An 18,732-nucleotide genomic window follows, 5' to 3' on the forward strand; every position below is an offset into this window, starting at 1 on the left:
GGCGCTACCGCGACAACCAGGGCTACTACTACCGGGAGAGCGCCGCCGCGCGGCTCACCGCCCGGCTGCCCGGCCTCGGCGAGCACAGCGACACCTTCCTCCCGGACGACGTGATCGACCACCACTTCGCCTACTACCTCGGGATCAACCACGTGCTCGGCCTGGTCGGCGCGCTCGGCTCGCAGGGGCTCGCCGACGAAACGGTGCTGCTGGCCGCGCTGCGCCGGTTCCTCGTTGGGCCGGAGGTCACCGCCACCGGCTCGGCGCTGCCCGCGCTGCTGCTCGACGCGTCGACGCTGCCCTGCAAGGCCAACCTGCTCACCCGGATCAACGGCCTGGACGAGCTCGTCGGCCCGGTCGCCACGCAGTCCGTCTACGTGAACATCCCCAACCCCCTGGCGGACGCGTGCGTGAGCGAGCGAAGCGAGTGAACCAGGAAGAGGTGCGCGTGGGCGAACGCCCCCGCCGAGCGGAGCGAGGCGGAGGCATGATGCTCGACGACGTGCCCGGGTGGGGCGAAACCCCCACCCCGGCCGGCGCGTTCCGGCTCCGCCCGGTCCGGCTGCCCGCCGACCTGGACCTGCTCGCCGGCTGGATGAACGACCCCGAGGTCGCCGCCTTCTGGGAACTCGCCGGGCCGCCCGCCGTCACCGAACGGCACGTCCGGGCCCAGCTCGACGGCGACGGGCGCAGCGTGCCCTGCCTGGGCCTGCTCGACGGCGCCCCGATGAGCTACTGGGAGGTCTACCGCGCCGACCTCGACCCGCTCGCCGCGCACTACCCCGCCCGGCCCCACGACACCGGCGTCCACCTGCTGCTCGGCCCCGCCGCGAGCCGCGGCCGGGGCCTGGGAGCCGTCCTGCTGGCCGCCCTCGCCGACCGGATCCTGCGGCAACGGCCGGGCTGCGAACGGGTGGTCGCCGAACCCGACGTCCGCAACGTGCGCTCGGTCCGGGCCTTCGAACGGGCCGGGTTCCGGCCGGCCGGCGAGCTCGACCTGCCCGACAAGCGCGCCGCCCTGATGATCCGCGACCGCGCCTCACTCCCCGCCTAGGACACCCCCGTGCACTCCTCCACCCCCCAGCCGCCGTACGACCTGCTCGGCGTGGGCATCGGCCCGTTCAACCTCTCGCTCGCCGCGCTCGCCGAGCCCGTCGCCGGCCTGCGGACGCTCTTCTGCGACCAGCGCCCGGAGTTCCGCTGGCACCCGGGGATGCTGGTGGACGGGGCCCGGATGCAGGTGCCGTTCCTCGCCGACCTCGTCTCCCTGGTCGACCCCACCAACCGGTGGTCCTTCCTCAACTACCTGCGCGACCAGGAACGGCTGTTCCCGTTCTACTTCGCCGAGCGCTTCCAGCTGCCGCGCCGCGAGTACGACCACTACTGCCGCTGGGCGGCCGAGCGGCTCGGCACCTGCCGGTTCGCCACCGAGGTCGGCGAACTGCACTGGGAGGACGGCCTGTTCCGGGCCGAGCTGACCGACACCGCGACCGGCCGGCGCAGCCGCGTGCACGCCCGCAACCTCGCGCTCGGCGTCGGCACCCGGCCCGTCCTGCCCGAGGCCTTCGCCGCCCTCGACGGCCACCTCGCGGCGTTCCACTCCGCCGACTACCTCGACCGGCGGGCCGGTCTCGACGGCGCCCGGGACATCACCGTCGTCGGCAGCGGCCAGTCCGGCGCCGAGGTCTTCCTCGACCTGCTGCGCCGCCACGACGGCGACGGCGTCCGGCTGCGCTGGCTCACCCGCACCCGCGCCCTCGCGCCCATGGAGTACTCCAAGCTCGGCCTGGAGCACTTCACCCCCGACTACACCCGCTACTTCCACGGCCTGCCCGAGACCGTCCGGGACACCCTGGTCGCCGCCCAGTGGCAGCTGCACAAGGCCGCCAGCGCCGAGACCCTCGCCGAGATCCACGACCACCTCTACGAGCGGACCATCGGGCGCCCGATCGACACCACCCCGGTCGAGATCACCCCCGGCACCGCCGTCACCGAGGCCGGACCCGGCCCCTGCGGCGGCCTCGAACTGCGCTGCCGGCACACCGACTCCGGCGCCGAGCACGTCGTGCGCACCGACGCCGTCGTGCTCGCCACCGGCTACCGGGCCGCCCGCCCCGCCGCGCTCGAACCGCTCGCCCACCTGATCGACTGGGACGAAGCCGGGCGCTACCGCGTCGACCTGGACCACCGCGTCGCCACCCGGCCCGACCTCACGGGCGGCCTCTACGTCCAGAACGCCGAACTGCACACCCACGGCGTCGGCACCCCCGACCTCGGACTCGGCGCCCACCGCGCCGCCGTCATCCTCAACGCCGTCACCGGCCGCACCGTCCACCGGCTGCCCACCCGCACCGCGTGGACCGGCTTCGCGCCGCCCGTCCCCGCCTTCCCCCACCCCCAGGAGCTGACCCGTGCCGCAACCGCCGGCCGCTGAACCGCCGCTCTACCTGCCGCCGCAGCTCACCCCCGGGCCCTGGCAGCGGGCCGGGCGCGCGCTGCTGGCCAAGATGCTCGGCGAGTTCGCCTACGAGGAACTGCTCACCCCCGTCCCGGTCCCGGGCGCGGAGGACGGCGCGTACCTGCTCGGGCTGCCCGAGGCCGAGTACCGCTTCACCGCCCGCCGCGGCGCCTACGGCAGCTGGCGGGTCGACCCGGACACCGTCCGCTGCGACCGCGAGGACGGCCTCGACCCGCTGCGCTTCCTCCCGTACGCCCGGCACACCCTCGGCCTGCGCGGCGAGACCACCGGCCACCTGATCCGCGAGCTCACCGCCACCCTCACCGCCGACGCGCACCAGCTGGCCACCGCGCTCACCGCCGCCGAACTCGCCGACCTCGACCACCCCGCGCTGGAGGGCCGCCAGGAGGGCCACCCCTGGATCGTCCCCAACAAGGGCCGGATCGGCTTCTCCGCCGCCGACGCCGCCCGCTGGGCCCCCGAGGCGCGCACCCCGCGCCCGCTGCCCTGGATCGCCGTCCACCGGCGGCTCGCCCGCTACCGCGGTGTGCCCGGCCTCGAAAGGCCCGAGCAGCTGTACGCGCGCGAGCTCGACGACCCCGGCGCATTGCGCGCCGCGCTCGGCCCCGACGCCGACGACTACCTGCTGCTGCCCGTCCACCCCTGGCAGTGGGACGAGACGGTCGTCCCGCTGTTCGCGCCCTGGATCGCCTCCGGCGAGATCGTCCCGCTGCCCTCCGACGGCGACCCACGGCTGCCCCAGCAGTCCATCCGCTCCTTCTTCAACACCGCCCGCCCCGAACGCTGCACCGTCAAACTGCCGCTCTCCATCCTCAACACCCTGGTCTGGCGCGGCCTGCCGGTGGAGCGCACCCTCGCCGCGCCCGCCGTCACCGCCTGGATCCACGGCCTGCGCGACGCCGACCCGTTCCTGCGCGACGAATGCCGGGTGATCCTGCTCGGCGAGATCGCCTCCGTCACCGTCGACCACCCGCTCTACCGCGACCTGCCCGAGGCGCCCTACCAGTACAAGGAGCTCCTCGGCGCGATCTGGCGCGAACCACTCGGCCCCTTCCTGGCGGACGGCGAGCGCGCCCGCACCCTCGCGGCCCTCCTCCAGACCGGCTCCGACGGCCGAGCCCTCGCCGCCGAGCTGATCGCCCGCTCCGGGCTCACCCCCGCCGAGTGGACCCGCCGGCTGTTCGCCGCCATGCTGCCGCCGCTGCTCCACTTCCTCTACCGCTACGGACTGGTCTTCTCCCCGCACGGCGAGAACGCCATCGTCGTCTTCGACGCCCACGACGCCCCCGCCCGCCTCGCGGTCAAGGACTTCGTCGACGACGTCAACCTGAGCGACGAGGACCTCCCCGAACTGCGCGACCTGCCCGCCGAGGTCGACGACGTCCTGCTCCGCGAGCCCGCCGACGGCCTCTGCCAGTTCCTGCACTCCGGGCTCTTCATCGGCGTCTACCGCTACCTCGCCCCGCTCCTGGAGGCGCAGACCGGGCTGCCCGAGGCCGAGTTCTGGGCCCTGCTGCGCGACGAGATCCGCCGCCACCAGGACCGCTTCCCCGAGCTGCGCGGGCGCTTCGAGCTGTTCGACCTCTTCACCCCGCGCATCGACCGCCTCTGCCTCAACCGCAACCGGCTGCTCCTCGACGGCTACCAGGACCGCCCGCACCGGCCGCACGCCGCCCGGCACGGCACGGTGCCCAACGCCCTCGTCACCCCCGGCGCGGATCTCCCCGGGCAACGGGACCGGATTGTCACCCCCGCGCCGTAGGGTGGGAGGGTCATGACGAACGACTCCCAAACCCAGCTCCCCGGCGAGGACGCAGCCGACCCCGCCGACACCGGGGAGGCCGTCGCGGTCCCGCGCGCGCGCATCCCCGAGCTGCTCCACGCCGCCGTCGCGGCCGTCGGCGGCGTGGAACGCCCCGGCCAGGTGAAGATGGCCGAGGCCGTCGCCGACGCCGTCGACCACGCCGAGCACCTGCTCGTCCAGGCCGGCACCGGCACCGGAAAGTCCCTCGCGTACCTGGTGCCCGCGCTCGCGCACGGGGACCGCGTCGTGGTCGCCACCGCCACCCTGGCGCTGCAACGCCAGCTGGTCGAACGGGACTTGCCGCGCACGGTGGACGCGCTGCACCCGGTGCTGCGCCGCCGGCCGCTGTTCGCGATGCTCAAGGGCCGCTCCAACTACCTGTGCCTGCACCGGGCCAACGAGGGCACCCCGAGCGACGAGGGCGAGGGCCTGTTCGACCCGGCCGAGGCGCTCGGCGGGCCGGCCAGCAAGCTCGGGCAGGAGGTGCTGCGGCTGCGCGAGTGGGCGGACGAGACCGAGACCGGCGACCGCGACGACATGAGCCCCGGGGTGTCCGACCGGGCCTGGTCCCAGCTGTCGGTCACGTCAAAGGAGTGCCTCGGCGCGACGCGTTGCGCGTACGGGCAGGAGTGCTTCGCGGAGAAGGCCAGGGAGCGGGCCAAGCTCGCGGACGTCGTCGTCACCAACCACGCGATGCTCGCGATCGACGCGATCGAGGGCGCGCCGGTGCTGCCCGAGCACGGGCTGCTGATCGTCGACGAGGCGCACGAGCTGGTCAACCGGGTCACCGGCGCGGCCACCGCCGAGCTCACCGTCGGCGCCGTCAACCGGGCGGTCAAGCGGGCCGCGCGCCTCGCCAACGAGAAGGCCGTCGACGCGCTCCAGGCCGCCGCCGAGAACTACCACGGCCTGATGGAGACCGCCCAGCCCGGCCGGGTCGAGGAGCTGCCCGAGTACCTCGCGTACGCCGTCACGGCCATCCGGGACGCCTCCCGGCAGGTGATCACCTCGCTCGGCGAGACGCGCGACAAGGGCCTCACCGACGAGGACGCCGTCCGCAAGCAGGCCATGGCCTCCGTGGAGACGCTGCACGAGACCGCCGAGCGGCTGCTGGAGGACTCCGAGTACGACGTGGTCTGGATCGAGCGCAGCGACCGCTTCGGCATGGGCACGGCCTCGCTGCGGGTCGCGCCGCTGAGCGTCTCCGGGCTGCTGCGCGAGGGCCTGTACAAGGAGCGCTCGGTCGTCCTCACCTCGGCCACGCTCAAGCTCGGCGGGGACTTCAACGGCGTGGCCGGCTCGGTCGGCCTGCCCTCGGAGGCCCGGCTGCCGGACGAGCGCACGCCCGGGGACAACCCGGAACCGGGATTTGGAGAGGACGCGGTGCCGCACTGGCGGGGCATCGACGTCGGCTCGCCGTTCAAGTACCCCAAGCAGGGCATCCTGTACGTCGCCAAGCACCTCTCCGAGCCCGGCCGCGACCCCGAACGGCCGGACATGCTCGACGAGTTGGCGGAGCTGATCGGCGCGGCCGGCGGCCGGACGCTGGGCCTGTTCTCCTCGATGCGCGGCGCCCAGGCGGCCGCCGAGGCGATGCGCGAGCGGCTCGACAACCGGATCCTCCTCCAGGGCGAGGACACCCTGGGCGAACTGATCCGCGAGTTCGCCTCGGACGCGACCACCTGCCTGTTCGGCACGCTCTCGCTCTGGCAGGGCGTGGACGTGCCGGGCTCGGCCTGCCAGCTGGTGGTGATGGACCGCATCCCGTTCCCGCGGCCGGACGACCCGCTGATGAGCGCCCGCCAGAAGGACGTCGAACAGCGCGGCGGGAACGGCTTCATGGCGGTCGCGGCGACGCACGCGGCGCTGCTGATGGCGCAGGGCGCGGGCCGGCTGGTCCGTGCGGCCGACGACCGCGGGATCGTGGCGGTGCTCGACCCGCGGGTGGCGACCAAGCGGTACGGGGGCTTCTTCCGCTCCTCGATGCCGGAGTTCTGGTACACGACGGACCGCAACCAGGTGCGCCGCTCGCTGGCGGCGATCGACGCCTCGGCGGCGCCGGTCAGGCCGGTGGCGAAGCGGGGCTGAGAAGCCCCTGGAACGCCGGAGGGGCTCCCCGCGCACCCGCGGTGGAGCCCCTTCCCGGTGTGTGCCCGCGGGGCGCGCTCAGAGGCGGCGCAGCACCGCCACGACCTTGCCCAGGATGGTCGCGTTGTCGCCGTTGATCGGCTCGTAGGCGGGGTTGTGCGGCATCAGCCAGATCCGGCCGTCCTCGCGCTTGAGCCGCTTCACGGTGGCCTCGCCGTCGATCATCGCGGCCACGATGTCGCCGTTCTCGGCGACCGGCTGGCGGCGCACGGTGACCCAGTCGCCGTCGCAGATGGCGGCCTCGATCATCGAGTCGCCGCGCACGGTGAGCGCGAACAGCTCGCCCTCGCCGACCAGTTGGCGCGGCAGCGGGAAGACGTCCTCGACCGTCTGCTCGGCCAGGATCGGCCCGCCGGCGGCGATCCGCCCGACCAGCGGGACGTACGAGGTGGACGGCCGGCCGGCCGTCTCGGCGGTGTTCGGGCGGGCCACCTCGACGCCGCGGACCTCGTAGGCGCGCGGACGGTGCGGGTCCCGGCGGAGGAAGCCCTTGCGCTCCAGGGCCATCAGCTGGTGGGCGACCGAGGAGGTGCTGGACAGGCCGACGGCCTGGCCGATCTCGCGCATGGACGGCGGGTAGCCCCGGCGCTGGACGGAGTCCCGGATGACCTCGATGACGCGGCGCTGGCGCTCGGTGAGCCCGGCCTCGTCGGTCCGGATGCCGGGGGGGCGGCCGGGCATCGCGCGCGCCGGCGCCGGGTGGGCGTCGTCCAGGACGGGCGAATGTTCGATCGGCTGGTCGGGGACGCGGCTCGCGCTGGAAACGGCCGGGCCGGAGAGGCGGTGGTCTTCGCTACGGTCCATGCTGACGTCCACACTCTGCTGATTCGTGGTGCGCTGCCCCACCTTGAACTGGGAGTGTTCCTGCACCGGGATGGTGTTGCTTTCGATGGTGTTCACGGCGGCCCCTCTCGACGGCTGTCCTCTCCTTTTTCCAGCCCAACGCACCTCGTATCGAAAGGTTGCGCCAAACACACGTTCGAGTGAATTATTCGAGAGTTGGCTGACTCGATCAAGGCTTTGTTGTACATCGATCGAATGTTCGACCAGAGCTCGACTTCCGCAGTCTAATCGGCGTCGACACGCCAGGGGTGTTGCTTCCCCCCGAGGCCTACATCTAGTGGCTACAGTCCTCTCCGTGCCCAGTGGTAGTGGTCGCGGCGCATGATCAGCTTGCCGAGGCCCGGGGCGCATCGCATAGACTCGACCAGTCCGCACGTCCTGCCAGGGAGGGATCCTTCAGGTGCACTGCCCCTTCTGCCGGCACTCCGACAGCCGCGTCGTCGACAGCCGGACCACCGAGGACGGCAGCTCGATCCGCCGTCGCCGGCAGTGCCCGGACTGCGGCCGCCGCTTCACCACCGTGGAGACGGCCGCGCTGATGGTCATCAAGCGCAGCGGGGTCACCGAGCCGTTCTCCCGGGAGAAGGTCATCTCCGGCGTCCGCAAGGCCTGCCAGGGCCGCCCGGTCACCGAGGACGCGCTCGCCCTGCTCGGCCAGCGGGTCGAGGAGTGCGTGCGCGCCACCGGCAACGCCGAGCTGACCACCCACGACGTGGGACTGGCCATACTCGGCCCGCTCAAGGAACTCGACGTGGTCGCGTACCTGCGCTTCGCCAGCGTGTACCAGGCGTACGACGGACTGGAAGACTTCGAGGCCGCCATCGCGGAGATCCGCGCCGGCCGGCCCGCCGAGGCGGAGGGCGCCTGCGTGCCCGTTGCCGCCGCCGCGCCCTAGGAGGCGCCCCCGGCCCCGCGGGGCCCAACCGTGCCATGACGGCCCTCCGGGGCCCACGCGTGCCCGGAAATCGGGCACAGAACATCACAAACCGTGCGTAAGCGGGCGAGGCTCTCGCCTGCCCGCACACCGGAAGAACGAACCAGCGGTGCCCGGACTTTTCGGGGCACCACGGGCGTTTGCCCAGGAGTCGGGCGTTTGCCCAGGAGGAGGAGCGAGAAGTGACAGACACCACGAGCGGTTCCGCACGCGGGTCGAAGTCCGACAAGGCCACGGCGAAGGGTGCCGGCAAGGCCCCCAAGGGCGGCCTGCGGATGGAGCGCATCTACACCACCCCTGGCGTCCACCCCTACGACGAGGTCCGCTGGGAGCGGCGCGACGTCGTCATGACCAACTGGCGCGACGGGTCGATCAACTTCGAGCAGCGCGGCGTCGAGTTCCCCGACTTCTGGTCGGTCAACGCCGTCAACATCGTCACGTCCAAGTACTTCCGCGGCGCCGTCGGCACCCCGCAGCGCGAGTGGAGCCTCAAGCAGATCATCGACCGCGTGGTGCTCACCTACCGCGCCGCCGGCGAGAAGCACGGCTACTTCGCCGCCAAGGACGACGCCGAGATCTTCGAGCACGAGCTGACGCACGCCCTCCTCCACCAGGTGTTCAGCTTCAACTCGCCGGTCTGGTTCAACGTCGGCACCAAGCAGCCCCAGCAGGTCAGCGCCTGCTTCATCCTGGCCGTCGACGACTCCATGGAGTCGATCCTCGACTGGTACAAGGAAGAGGGCATGATCTTCAAGGGCGGCTCCGGCGCCGGCCTCAACCTCTCCCGCATCCGCTCCTCCAAGGAGCTCCTCACCTCCGGCGGCAACGCCTCCGGCCCGGTCTCCTTCATGCGTGGCGCCGACGCCTCCGCCGGCACCATCAAGTCCGGCGGCGCCACCCGCCGGGCCGCCAAGATGGTCGTGCTCGACGTCGACCACCCGGACGTCGAGGCCTTCATCGAGACCAAGGTGAAGGAGGAGGAGAAGATCCGCGCCCTGCGCGACGCGGGCTTCGACATGGACCTCGGCGGCGACGACATCGCCTCTGTCCAGTACCAGAACGCCAACAACTCGGTCCGCGTCTCCGACGAATTCATGACCGCCGTCGAGAACGGCACCGAATTCGGCCTGCGCGCCCGCCTCACCGGCGAGGTCATCGAGACCGTCGACGCGAAGAAGCTGTTCCGCAAGATGGCCGAGGCCGCCTGGGCCTGCGCCGACCCCGGAATCCAGTACGACTCCGTCATCAACCACTGGCACACCTGCCCGGAGTCCGGCCGCATCAACGCGTCCAACCCCTGCTCCGAGTACATGCACCTGGACAACTCCAGCTGCAACCTCGCCTCGCTCAACCTGATGAAGTTCCTGCGCGACGACGACACGTTCGACGCCGCCACCTTCGCCAAGGTCGTCGAGCTGGTCATCACCGCGATGGACATCTCCATCTGCTTCGCCGACTTCCCCACCGAGAAGATCGGCGAGACCACCCGCGCCTACCGCCAGCTCGGCATCGGCTACGCCAACCTCGGCGCCCTGCTGATGGCCACCGGCCACGCCTACGACAGCGAGGGCGGCCGCGCCCTGGCCGGCGCCATCACCTCCCTGATGACCGGCACCGCCTACCGCCGCGGCGCCGAACTCGCCGGTGTCGTCGGCCCGTACGACGGCTACGCCCGCAACGCGGCCCCGCACCAGCGGGTCATGAAGCAGCACGCGGACGCCTCGCTGGACGCCGTCTCCCTCGACGACCTCGACGCCCCGGTCTGGCTCGCGGCCAACAAGACCTGGCAGGACGTGCTGCGCCTCGGCGCGCAGAACGGTTTCCGCAACGCCCAGGCCTCGGTCCTCGCCCCGACCGGCACCATCGGCCTGATGATGGACTGCGACACCACCGGCGTCGAGCCCGACCTCGCCCTGGTCAAGTTCAAGAAGCTCGTCGGCGGCGGCTCGATGCAGATCGTCAACGGCACCGTCCCGCGCGCTCTCAAGCGCCTGGGCTACCAGGACGAGCAGATCGAGGCGGTCGTCGCCCACATCGGCGAGCACGGCAACGTCGTCGACGCGCCGGGCCTCAAGGCCGAGCACTACGAGGTGTTCGACTGCGCAATGGGCGAGCGCTCCATCTCGCCGATGGGCCACGTGCGGATGATGGCGGCGATCCAGCCCTGGATCTCCGGCGCCATCTCCAAGACGGTGAACATGCCGGCCGCCGCGACCGTCGAGGACGTCGAGGAGATCTACTTCGAGGCGTGGAAGATGGGCGTCAAGGCGCTCGCGATCTACCGCGAAAACTCGAAGGTCGGCCAGCCGCTCTCGGCCAAGAAGAAGGACTCCGAGGCCAAGGCCGAGGAGGCCCCGGCCGCCGCGGTGGTCGAGAAGGTCGTCGAGTACCGCCCGGTCCGCAAGCGCCTGCCCAAGGGCCGCCCGGGCATCACCACCTCCTTCACGGTCGGTGGCGCCGAGGGCTACATGACGGCCAACTCCTACCCGGACGACGGCCTCGGCGAGGTCTTCCTCAAGATGTCCAAGCAGGGCTCGACCCTCGCGGGCATGATGGACGCCTTCTCCATCGCCGTCTCGGTCGGCCTGCAGTACGGCGTGCCGCTGGAGACGTACGTCTCGAAGTTCACCAACATGCGCTTCGAGCCGGCCGGTCTGACCGACGACCCGGACGTGCGGATGGCGCAGTCGATCGTCGACTACATCTTCCGCCGCCTGGCGCTGGACTTCCTGCCGTTCGAGACCCGCTCGGCGCTCGGCATCCACTCCGTCGAGGAGCGCCAGCGCCACCTGGAGACGGGTTCGTACGAGCCGCTGGAGGCCGAGGAGCTCGACACCGAGAGCCTCGCCCAGTCCGCCCCCGTGCTCCCGGTGGCCGCCAGGCCCGCCCCGGCCCCGGCCGTGGAGGCGCCCAAGGCCCCGGTGCGGGAGGCCCACAACTCCACGGAGCTGATGGAGATCCAGCTCGGCCTGAACGCCGACGCCCCGCTGTGCCTCTCCTGCGGCACCAAGATGCGCCGCGCCGGCAGCTGCTACCTCTGCGAGGGCTGCGGCTCCACCAGCGGCTGCAGCTGATCACGCCCGACCCCGGTTCCCGCCGCTTGAGGTGAGAACGCGAAGCGGGGCGAGGACTTCACGGTCCTCGCCCCGCTTTTTTCGTGTCCAGGCTTCGATGTCAGCGGTGGGGCCGGGGCACCTTCGAGGAGACCGTGGCGGAGCGAATCGGAGACCGTAGTGTCAACCAGGGTTGACATTCTCGGAGGCGTCAACCAAAGTTGACAGCATGAGCGAGAGCGGAGAGCTCGCGGCAGCCGCGAGCAGCCGGGACCCCGCCGTGGGGCTCCGGTCGGTCCGTGCCCTGCGCGACCTGGCGGACCGCCTGGAGAAGCTCCAGGTGGGCAACGCCCGGGCGCAGGGCTGGTCCTGGCAGGACATCGCGGTCTGCCTCGGGGTGACCCGGCAGGCCGTACACAAGAAGTACGCCCGGCGCGCGGCCGGCCCGGAACAGGACGGAGACTGAGCGATGTTCGAGAGATTCACCGACCAGGCCCGGCACGTGGTGACCTCGGCCCACGAGGAGGCCGCGGCCCTGGGGCACGGGCACATCGGCACGGAGCACCTGCTGCTGGCCGTCCTCGGGGTGCCGGACGACCCGTCCGCCGCCGTCCTGATCGAGAGCGGCCTGGACCGGGAGACCGCGCGGCAGGCGGTGCGCAGGCTGCTCGGTCCGGGTGACGACGCCGCCGCGCTGGCCTCGATCGGGATCGACCTGGACGCCGTCCGGTCGTCGGTGGAGGCCGCCTTCGGGGAGGGTGCGCTGAATGCGCCCGCGGAGGAGGAGTCGAAGCGGCGCGGCTGGTTCAGGTCGGAGCCGAAGGGTGCGCGCAGCCGCTTCACGGGCCGGGCGAAGAAGGCGCTGGAGCTGTCGCTGCGGGAGTCGCTGCGGCTGAAGTCCGGTCAGATCGCGGTGGGTCACCTGCTGCTCGGGGTGATCCGGGAGGGCGACGGGCTCGGGGCGCGGGTGATCGTCGACCACGGGCTGGACCTGGGCGCCGTCCGGCAGGCGGTGGAGGCGAAACTGGCCTGAGTGGGGGCGTGCCAGGCGCGCGATTCATGGGCCGTCAGGCGTCGCGAATCGGTGTAGGCGGCGTGAATGAACGAGATTGACCGTCAACTGGCTGCTTGAGGGCAATGTCTGAATCGATATGATCGGCCGAAAGCGTGAATCGATCAGCCGCCCGGAGACGTTTCGCGACGCCGCCGGGCGGCCTCGTATGCGCTCGAACCACCGTCGGTGCCGCCATCGTCGCCGACCCGCCGCCCGAGCCGCCGCCGTTGTCGAGGACCGCACTGATGAGAGAAGCCACCAGCTCCGACGGCGGCCCGCGCCGGCCGCCCGCGCCGCGGACCGTCGGGCTGACCGCCGCGGCCGTCCTGCTCGCGCTGATCGCCGGGCCGGTCGGGATCGGCCGGGCGCTGGGCGCCCACCAGCCGCTGACCGCCCTCGCCGTCGGGGCCGTCGGCATCCTGTGGCTGATCGCCGTCGGCATGGCCGCGAGCGGGACCAAGCGCTCCCGGCGCCTGACCGAGGACCTCGCCGCCCAGCACCAGGAGACCACCGCCGCCCTTGTCCTCGCCGGCTCGGCCCGGCAGGCCGAGACCGCCGCGCACGACGCCGCCGCCTCCGCCAGGGCCGAGCGGGACGCCGCCCGCGCCGAGCGGACCCGCGCCGAGGCGGACGTCGCCGCCGCGCACGCCGAGCTGGCCCGGCTGCGCGCCGAGCTCGACGAGGAGCGGGCGCGGACGGAGGCCGCCACGGCGGCGGCCGACGCGGAGCGCGCGGACCTGGAGCGGCTCGCCGACGGGGTCCTGCCCGAGGTCGTGAAGAAGCTCCGGGGCGGCGTCTCCGTCGACAGCGCGCTGACCGCCCACCGCGCGCACCCCCAGTACGCGCTGCTGCGCGCCGTCGCGGAGGAGGTCGGCCGCGGCGAGCGGCTGCGGGCCGCCGCGCTCGCGGTGTGCGCGACCGCCGCCGGGCGCGTCCAGGCGCTGGCCACGAGCATGCACGCGGAGCTGCGCGAGATGCAGCACCGGCACGACGAGGAGGTCCTCGGCGACCTCCTGCGGCTGGACCACTCGACCGCCCAGGCGGGCCGCATGGCCGACAGCATCGCGGTGCTCACCGGAGCCCGGTCGGGCCGCCGCTGGGCCAAGCCGATCGCGGTGGAGTCGGTGCTGCGCGGCGCGCTCGGCCGGATCGGCGCCTACCAGCGGGTGCGGCTGCACAACGCCAGCACCGCGGCCGTCGCCGGGTACGCGGCCGAGGGCGTGATGCACGCGCTGGCCGAACTCCTCGACAACGCCACCAACTTCTCCGCCCCGCCGGCCGAGGTGCACGTCTACGTCGAGGAGGTGCCGGCCGGGCTGGCGGTCACCGTCGAGGACAGCGGCCTCGGGCTGAGCGACAGTTGGCTGCGCCGGGCCGAACGGGCCGTCTCCGCCGAGCCGTTGGACCTCGCGACGCTCTCCGCCGGTACCCGGCTGGGCCTCGCGGTGGTCGGCGTGCTGGCGCGCAAGCACGGCCTGCAGATCTCGTTCCGGCCGTCGGCGCGCGGCGGTACGGGCGTCGTGATGCTCGTACCGCAGCAACTGCTCACGCACGGCGCCCCGGCGCCCGCCCCGGTCCAGACGCCCGTCGCGGAGCCGGTGCGCCCGGCGCTCACCCCCGCACGCCCGGCGCCCGCCCCGCTGCCGCCCGCGCCCGCCACCCCGGCGGTCCCCGTACCGGCCGCGCCGGCCCCGCTGCCGCCCACGCCCACCCCGATCACCGACAGCGGCCTCCCGCAGCGCCGCCGCGGCCAGACCCTCACCGCCACCGCCCCCGCGGCGGCGGCCCCGTCCGCGAAGCCCGTCCGCGCGGACGCCTCGACGGCCGCCGCCCGGTTCGGCGCCTTCCGCCGGGCCGCCCAGCGCGCGGCGCAGGACGCCCCGACCACGGACACCGACACCACGCCCGACGCTTCCCCCGTCACCGAGAAGGACTCCTGATGAGCAGCGCGACCGACCGTGACCTCGACTGGCTGTTGGAAAACCTGCTGAGCGTCACCCCCGGCGCCCGGCACGCCCTGGTGCTCTCCGCCGACGGCCTCAAGCTGTGCCACACGTCGGGCCTCGGCACCGACCAGGCCGACCAGCTGGCCGCGATCGCCTCCGGACTGCAGAGCCTCGCGCACGGCGCCTCGATCGAGTTCGGCGACGGCACCGGCGGCGTCCGGCAGTCGATGACCGAGTTCCACGGCGGCATCCTGTGCATCGTGGCGGCCGGCGAGGGCGCGCACCTGGCCGTCGTCACGGACGACGAGGCGGACGTGGGCGTGGTCGGCCACAACATGCACGGCCTGATCGAGCAGATCGGCGTCCACCTGAGCGCGCCGGCCAGGTCGGCGGAGGACACCGGGACGCACGAGAGCGCCCGGGCATGAACGCCGGGCCGGTCCTGCCGGGTCGGGACGACGACCCGGACCGCCTCTACACGATCACCCGCGGCCGCAGCCGCTCCCCGGAGAACGCCTTCGACCTGGTCACGCTGATCGTCGCCGAGCGGGAGCCGGCGCCGGGCATGCAGTCGGAGCACGCGCGCATCCTGCGGATGTGCGAGGCCCCGACCGCCGTCGTAGAGGTCGCGGCGGAGCTGGCGCTGCCGGTCTCGGTGGTGAAGATCCTGCTCGGCGACCTGCTGGAGAGCGGGGCGGTCACCGCCCGGCACCCCCGGTTCGCGCCGAACAAGGCCCGGCTGCCCGATCTCGACACGCTGAAGCAGGTGCTGCATGGCCTCCAACGGCTCTGACCCGTCCGTGATCGCGGCTCCGACGGCGGACGCGCTGCCGGTGGCCCCGGCGACGGACGCCCTGCCGGTGGCCCCGGCGGCGGCTCCGACGGCGGACGCCCAGCCGGCGGCCCCGGCGACGGCAACGGTCCCGGCCACCGGCCGCACGCCGCTGCGCGCGACCGCCGACAACGCGCTGAAGATCGTCGTGGTCGGCGGCTTCGGCGTCGGCAAGACGACGCTGGTCGGCTCGGTCAGCGAGATCCGTCCGCTGAACACCGAGGAGGTCATGACGCGGGCGGGCGAGGGCATCGACCCGGCCGGCGCCTGGGGCAAGCGCTCCACGACGGTCGCCTTCGACTTCGGCCGGATCACGCTCTCCGACAGCCAGGTGCTCTACCTGTTCGGCGCGCCGGGGCAGGAACGTTTCTGGTTCCTGTGGGACCGCCTCTTCAGCGGCGCGCTCGGCGCGGTCGTCCTGGTGGACACCCGCCGTCTGGAGGAGTCCTGGTACGCCATCGACCGGCTGGAGCACCACGGCACCCCGTTCATCGTGGCCCGCAACAACTTCGGCGAGCCGACCCACACCCTGGAGCAGGTCCGCGAGGCGCTCGACCTTCCCGCGGAGGTGCCGTTGGTGGACTGCGACGCCCGGGACCGGGAGTCCGGCAAGCGGGTGCTGATCGAGCTGGTCGGCCACCTGGCCGCCCTCGCGGAGGCCGAGTTGGAGGCCTCGTCGGAGGTCGAGTTGGCGGCCGGGTTGGCGGCCGGGTTGGCGGCCGAGGCCGGACTCCCCGTGCGGCAGGCCGCACCCCTCGCAGAGCAGCCCGAATCCCCCGCGCAACAGTACGAGGAGAGCACCCCGTGACCGAGCCCGCCGTCACCCCGCCCCCGGGCTGCCCGGCGCACGCCGGCGCCACGCCGCTGTACGGGCCGCGCTTCCAGACCGACCCGGCCCAGCTCTACCGCGAGCTGCGCGCCCAGCACGGCCCGGTGGCCCCGGTCGAGCTGGCCGGCGGCGTCCCCGCCTGGCTGGTCATCGGTTACCGCGAGCTCCAGCTGGTGACCGGCCAGCCGCAGCTGTTCGGCCGCGACTCCGCCCGCTGGCACGCCTGGGACACCCTGCCCGCCGACTGGCCGCTGAAGCCGATGATGGCGCCCGTGCCGTCGATCCTGTACGCCGAGGGCGAGGAGCACGTGCGCCGCTCCCGGGCGGTCACCGACGCGCTGGCCGCGGTCGACCCGTACGAGCTGCGCAAGCACGCCGAGGAGATCGCCGACCGGCTGATCGACGGGTTCGCCGGCCGCGGCGAGGCGGACCTGGTCGCCGAGTACGCGCACCGGATGCCGCTGCTGGTGCTGTGCCGGGTGCTCGGCCTGGACGAGGACCAGGCGCCGGAGCTGATCGCGGCGTTGCTGACCATGCTGGACGGCGGCCCGGACGCCCCGGCCGGTGCGCAGCGGCTGCTGGAGCTGATGCTCGCCCTGGTGCGGGAGAAGACCGGGCACCCGGGGGCCGACGTCGCGTCGCGCATGCTGGAGCACCCGGCCGGGCTGACCGAGGACGAGGTGATGCGCGACCTGCGGGTGCTGCTGATCGCCGGCCACCAGCCGACCTCGTACTGGATCTCCAACGCGCTGCGCCTGATGCTCACCGACGAACGCTTCGCGGCCTCGCTCGCGGGCGGCCGGCGCAGCATCAGCCAGGCCCTCAACGAGGCGCTCTGGGAGGACACCCCGACGCAGATCTTCGCCGGCCGCTGGGCCGTGCGGGACACCCACCTCGGCGGCCAGCGGATCGCCGAGGGGGACATGCTCCTGCTGGGCTTCGCCGGGGCGAACTCCGACCCGTCGGTCCGCCAGCCGGACGGCCGGCCCGCCGAGGGCAACCGGGCGCACATGAGCTACTCGTACGGCGAGCACGGCTGCCCGTTCCCCGCGCAGGAGTCGGCCGAGGTGATCGCGACGACCGCGATCGAGGTGCTGCTGGACCGCCTGCCGGACCTGCGGCTCGCGGTGGCCGAGCACGCGCTGGTGTGGCGTCCTTCGGCCTGGGTGCGCGGGCTGATGGCGCTGCCGGTCTCGTTCACCCCGGGGCACGCGGCCTGACCGGCCCGCCGACGGATTCCCCGTCGCATGAACTCCGCGTCGTACGAACTCCCCGTCGTACGAACGTCCACAGCCTGAAGGAGAGTTGCCGATGACCGCGGCCCAGGCCCCGATCGTCCTCGACCCGCTGGCCCGCGACGCCGCCGCCGAGGGCGCCCTGCTGCGCGCCGCCGGTCCGGCGGTGCCGGTCGAGCTGCCCGGCGGGGTCGCCGCGTGGGCGGTGACCCGGCACGCCGCCGCGCGCGACCTGCTGACCGACGCCCGGCTGGTGAAGGACGCCGCGCACTGGGCCGCCTTCCAGCGCGGGGAGGTCCCGAAGACCTGGCCGCTGATCGGCCTCGCGGTGCCCGGCCCGAGCATGGTGACCACGGACGGCGCCGAGCACCGCCGGCTGCGGGCGCTGGTGGCGCAGGCGTTCACCCCGCGCCGGGTGGAGCTGATGCGCCCGCGCGTCGAGGAGATCACGCACCGGCTGCTGGACGCGCTCGCCGCGGGCGGGCCGGAGGTGGACCTGAAGACGGCGTTCGCGTTCCCGCTCCCGATGACGGTGATCTGCTCGCTGCTGGGCGTGCCCGAGTCGGACCACGGCGTGCTGCGCGACCTGTACGAGCGGTTCTTCGGCATCAAGCCGGATCCGGAGGGCATCCAGGCGACCATCGCCGGACTGAACGCCGTCGTCAACGACCTGGTGGCGCAGCGCCGTTCGGCGCCCGGTGACGACCTGGCGAGCGTGCTGCTGGCGGCGGACACCGAGGGCGGCAAGCTGACCGACGCGGAGGCGGCGGCGACCCTGCGGGTGATCATCGCGGCCGGGCACGAGACCACGGTGAACCTGATCGGCAACGCCGTCCGGGCGCTGCTGGCCCACCCGGACCAGCTGGCGCTGGTGCGTTCGGGGCAGGTGTCGTGGGACGCGGTGGTGGAGGAGTCGCTCCGCTGGACCCCGCCGACCAGCAACTTCCTGTTCCGTTTCGCGGCCGAGGACATCCCGGTCGGCGACACGGTGATCCCGGCGGGCGAGCCGGTGCTGATCTCGTACAACGCGATCGGCCGGGACCCGGCGCAGCACGGTGTGACGGCGGAGCTGTTCGACGTCACCCGGGACCCGTCCCGCCACCTGTCCTTCGGGCACGGCCCGCACGTCTGCCCGGGCTCGCCGCTGGCCCGGCTGGAGGCGGGGGTCGCGCTGCCGGCGCTGTTCGAGCGGTTCCCGGGGCTGTCGCTCGCGGTGCCGGACGGGGAGCTGCGGCCGAGCCCGTCGCTGGTGGTCAACAGCCTGCTGGAGCTGCCGATCCGGCTCTTTTGACGGGTGCCCGTACGGTTCGTCCCCCGCTGGCCGGCCGCCCGTCCCGTGCACGGACCTTGGCGGCGACCGGCGGCTGGGTTACCGTCGTCGGATCGGCCCCGCCGTCCGCATGCCGAGGGCAGGACGATCCAGAAGGTCGCGGGCGACATCGACGCCGCCTGGCCGCAGTAAGCCGTCTCCTCGGGACGAGGAGCACCTGGCGCGAGGGGCACCTGGCACAAGGGCCGCCTGGCACAAAGGCCGCCTGGCACGAGGACCACCTGCCGAGGGCGGTGCGGGGCCAC

At 73.3% G+C, this 18,732-nt stretch carries 16 protein-coding genes; 15 read left to right on the forward strand and 1 reads right to left on the reverse strand.

Annotated features, from left to right (window positions below; genetic code table 11):
• The 5 genes from AB0O00_RS12965 to AB0O00_RS12985 all read left to right on the forward strand — a co-directional run.
• Positions 1–431, forward strand: a 431-nt coding sequence (locus AB0O00_RS12965; RefSeq protein ID WP_363651078.1) for an IucA/IucC family C-terminal-domain containing protein, incomplete at its 5' end; no start/stop codon positions are given.
• A gap of 11 nt (positions 432–442) precedes the next feature.
• Positions 443–1,054 carry a GNAT family N-acetyltransferase gene (locus tag AB0O00_RS12970; RefSeq protein WP_363651101.1) on the forward strand — a complete coding sequence of 204 codons (612 nt, stop codon included), beginning with the start codon at positions 443–445 and terminating at the stop codon, positions 1,052–1,054.
• Between the two features lie 9 nt (positions 1,055–1,063).
• Complete coding sequence (locus tag AB0O00_RS12975; protein ID WP_363651080.1) at positions 1,064–2,434, forward strand: SidA/IucD/PvdA family monooxygenase; 1,371 nt, start codon at positions 1,064–1,066, stop codon at positions 2,432–2,434.
• Positions 2,412–4,241: an IucA/IucC family siderophore biosynthesis protein gene (locus AB0O00_RS12980; RefSeq protein WP_363651082.1), complete on the forward strand. Its 1,830-nt coding sequence runs from the start codon at positions 2,412–2,414 to the stop codon at positions 4,239–4,241. The genes AB0O00_RS12975 and AB0O00_RS12980 overlap by 23 nt, the downstream gene beginning before the upstream one ends.
• 12 nt (positions 4,242–4,253) lie before the next feature.
• Positions 4,254–6,371 carry an ATP-dependent DNA helicase gene (locus tag AB0O00_RS12985; protein ID WP_363651084.1) on the forward strand — a complete coding sequence of 706 codons (2,118 nt, stop codon included), beginning with the start codon at positions 4,254–4,256 and terminating at the stop codon, positions 6,369–6,371.
• Positions 6,372–6,449: 78 nt separating this feature from the next.
• On the opposite strand, the gene lexA is transcribed toward AB0O00_RS12985, so the two are convergent.
• Positions 6,450–7,112, reverse strand: coding sequence for a transcriptional repressor LexA (lexA, locus tag AB0O00_RS12990; RefSeq protein WP_224281048.1), 663 nt, complete (start codon positions 7,110–7,112; stop codon positions 6,450–6,452).
• A 562-nt stretch (positions 7,113–7,674) separates the two neighbouring features.
• On the opposite strand from lexA, the gene nrdR reads away from it, so the two are divergent.
• The 10 genes from nrdR (at position 7,675) to AB0O00_RS13040 (ending at position 18,448) form a co-directional block, all read left to right on the forward strand.
• Positions 7,675–8,169 carry a transcriptional regulator NrdR gene (nrdR, locus tag AB0O00_RS12995; RefSeq protein WP_363651086.1) on the forward strand — a complete coding sequence of 165 codons (495 nt, stop codon included), beginning with the start codon at positions 7,675–7,677 and terminating at the stop codon, positions 8,167–8,169.
• 221 nt (positions 8,170–8,390) lie between these two features.
• On the forward strand, positions 8,391–11,282 hold the full coding sequence (locus AB0O00_RS13000) for a vitamin B12-dependent ribonucleotide reductase (RefSeq protein WP_363651088.1): 2,892 nt from the start codon (positions 8,391–8,393) through the stop codon (positions 11,280–11,282).
• A 208-nt stretch (positions 11,283–11,490) separates the two neighbouring features.
• Positions 11,491–11,727, forward strand: coding sequence for a helix-turn-helix domain-containing protein (locus tag AB0O00_RS13005; RefSeq protein WP_363651090.1), 237 nt, complete (start codon positions 11,491–11,493; stop codon positions 11,725–11,727).
• Positions 11,728–11,730: 3 nt separating this feature from the next.
• A complete protein-coding gene (locus tag AB0O00_RS13010; RefSeq protein ID WP_363651091.1) occupies positions 11,731–12,294 on the forward strand; it encodes a Clp protease N-terminal domain-containing protein in 564 nt (187 codons plus the stop codon).
• A gap of 266 nt (positions 12,295–12,560) precedes the next feature.
• Positions 12,561–14,255 (forward strand): ATP-binding protein, encoded by a 1,695-nt coding sequence (locus AB0O00_RS13015; protein ID WP_363651093.1) that lies wholly within the window; start codon positions 12,561–12,563, stop codon positions 14,253–14,255.
• Positions 14,255–14,689, forward strand: coding sequence for a roadblock/LC7 domain-containing protein (locus AB0O00_RS13020; protein ID WP_363651095.1), 435 nt, complete (start codon positions 14,255–14,257; stop codon positions 14,687–14,689). Before AB0O00_RS13015 ends, AB0O00_RS13020 begins: the two co-directional genes overlap by 1 nt.
• Entirely contained in the window at positions 14,686–15,054 is a 369-nt protein-coding gene (locus AB0O00_RS13025) for a DUF742 domain-containing protein (RefSeq protein ID WP_329924666.1), read from the forward strand. Before AB0O00_RS13020 ends, AB0O00_RS13025 begins: the two co-directional genes overlap by 4 nt.
• 151 nt (positions 15,055–15,205) lie before the next feature.
• A complete protein-coding gene (locus AB0O00_RS13030; RefSeq protein ID WP_363651103.1) occupies positions 15,206–15,901 on the forward strand; it encodes an ATP/GTP-binding protein in 696 nt (231 codons plus the stop codon).
• Entirely contained in the window at positions 15,898–17,142 is a 1,245-nt protein-coding gene (locus tag AB0O00_RS13035) for a cytochrome P450 (protein ID WP_363651097.1), read from the forward strand. The genes AB0O00_RS13030 and AB0O00_RS13035 overlap by 4 nt, the downstream gene beginning before the upstream one ends.
• 91 nt (positions 17,143–17,233) lie before the next feature.
• The gene (locus tag AB0O00_RS13040; RefSeq protein ID WP_363651099.1) at positions 17,234–18,448 is read left to right on the forward strand and encodes a cytochrome P450; all 1,215 of its coding nucleotides are present in this window, start codon (positions 17,234–17,236) and stop codon (positions 18,446–18,448) included.
• Positions 18,449–18,732 lie beyond the last annotated feature (284 nt).

The sequence above is a fragment of the Kitasatospora sp. NPDC093558 genome (genome assembly GCF_040683475.1).
GTDB lineage: Bacteria > Actinomycetota > Actinomycetes > Streptomycetales > Streptomycetaceae > Kitasatospora.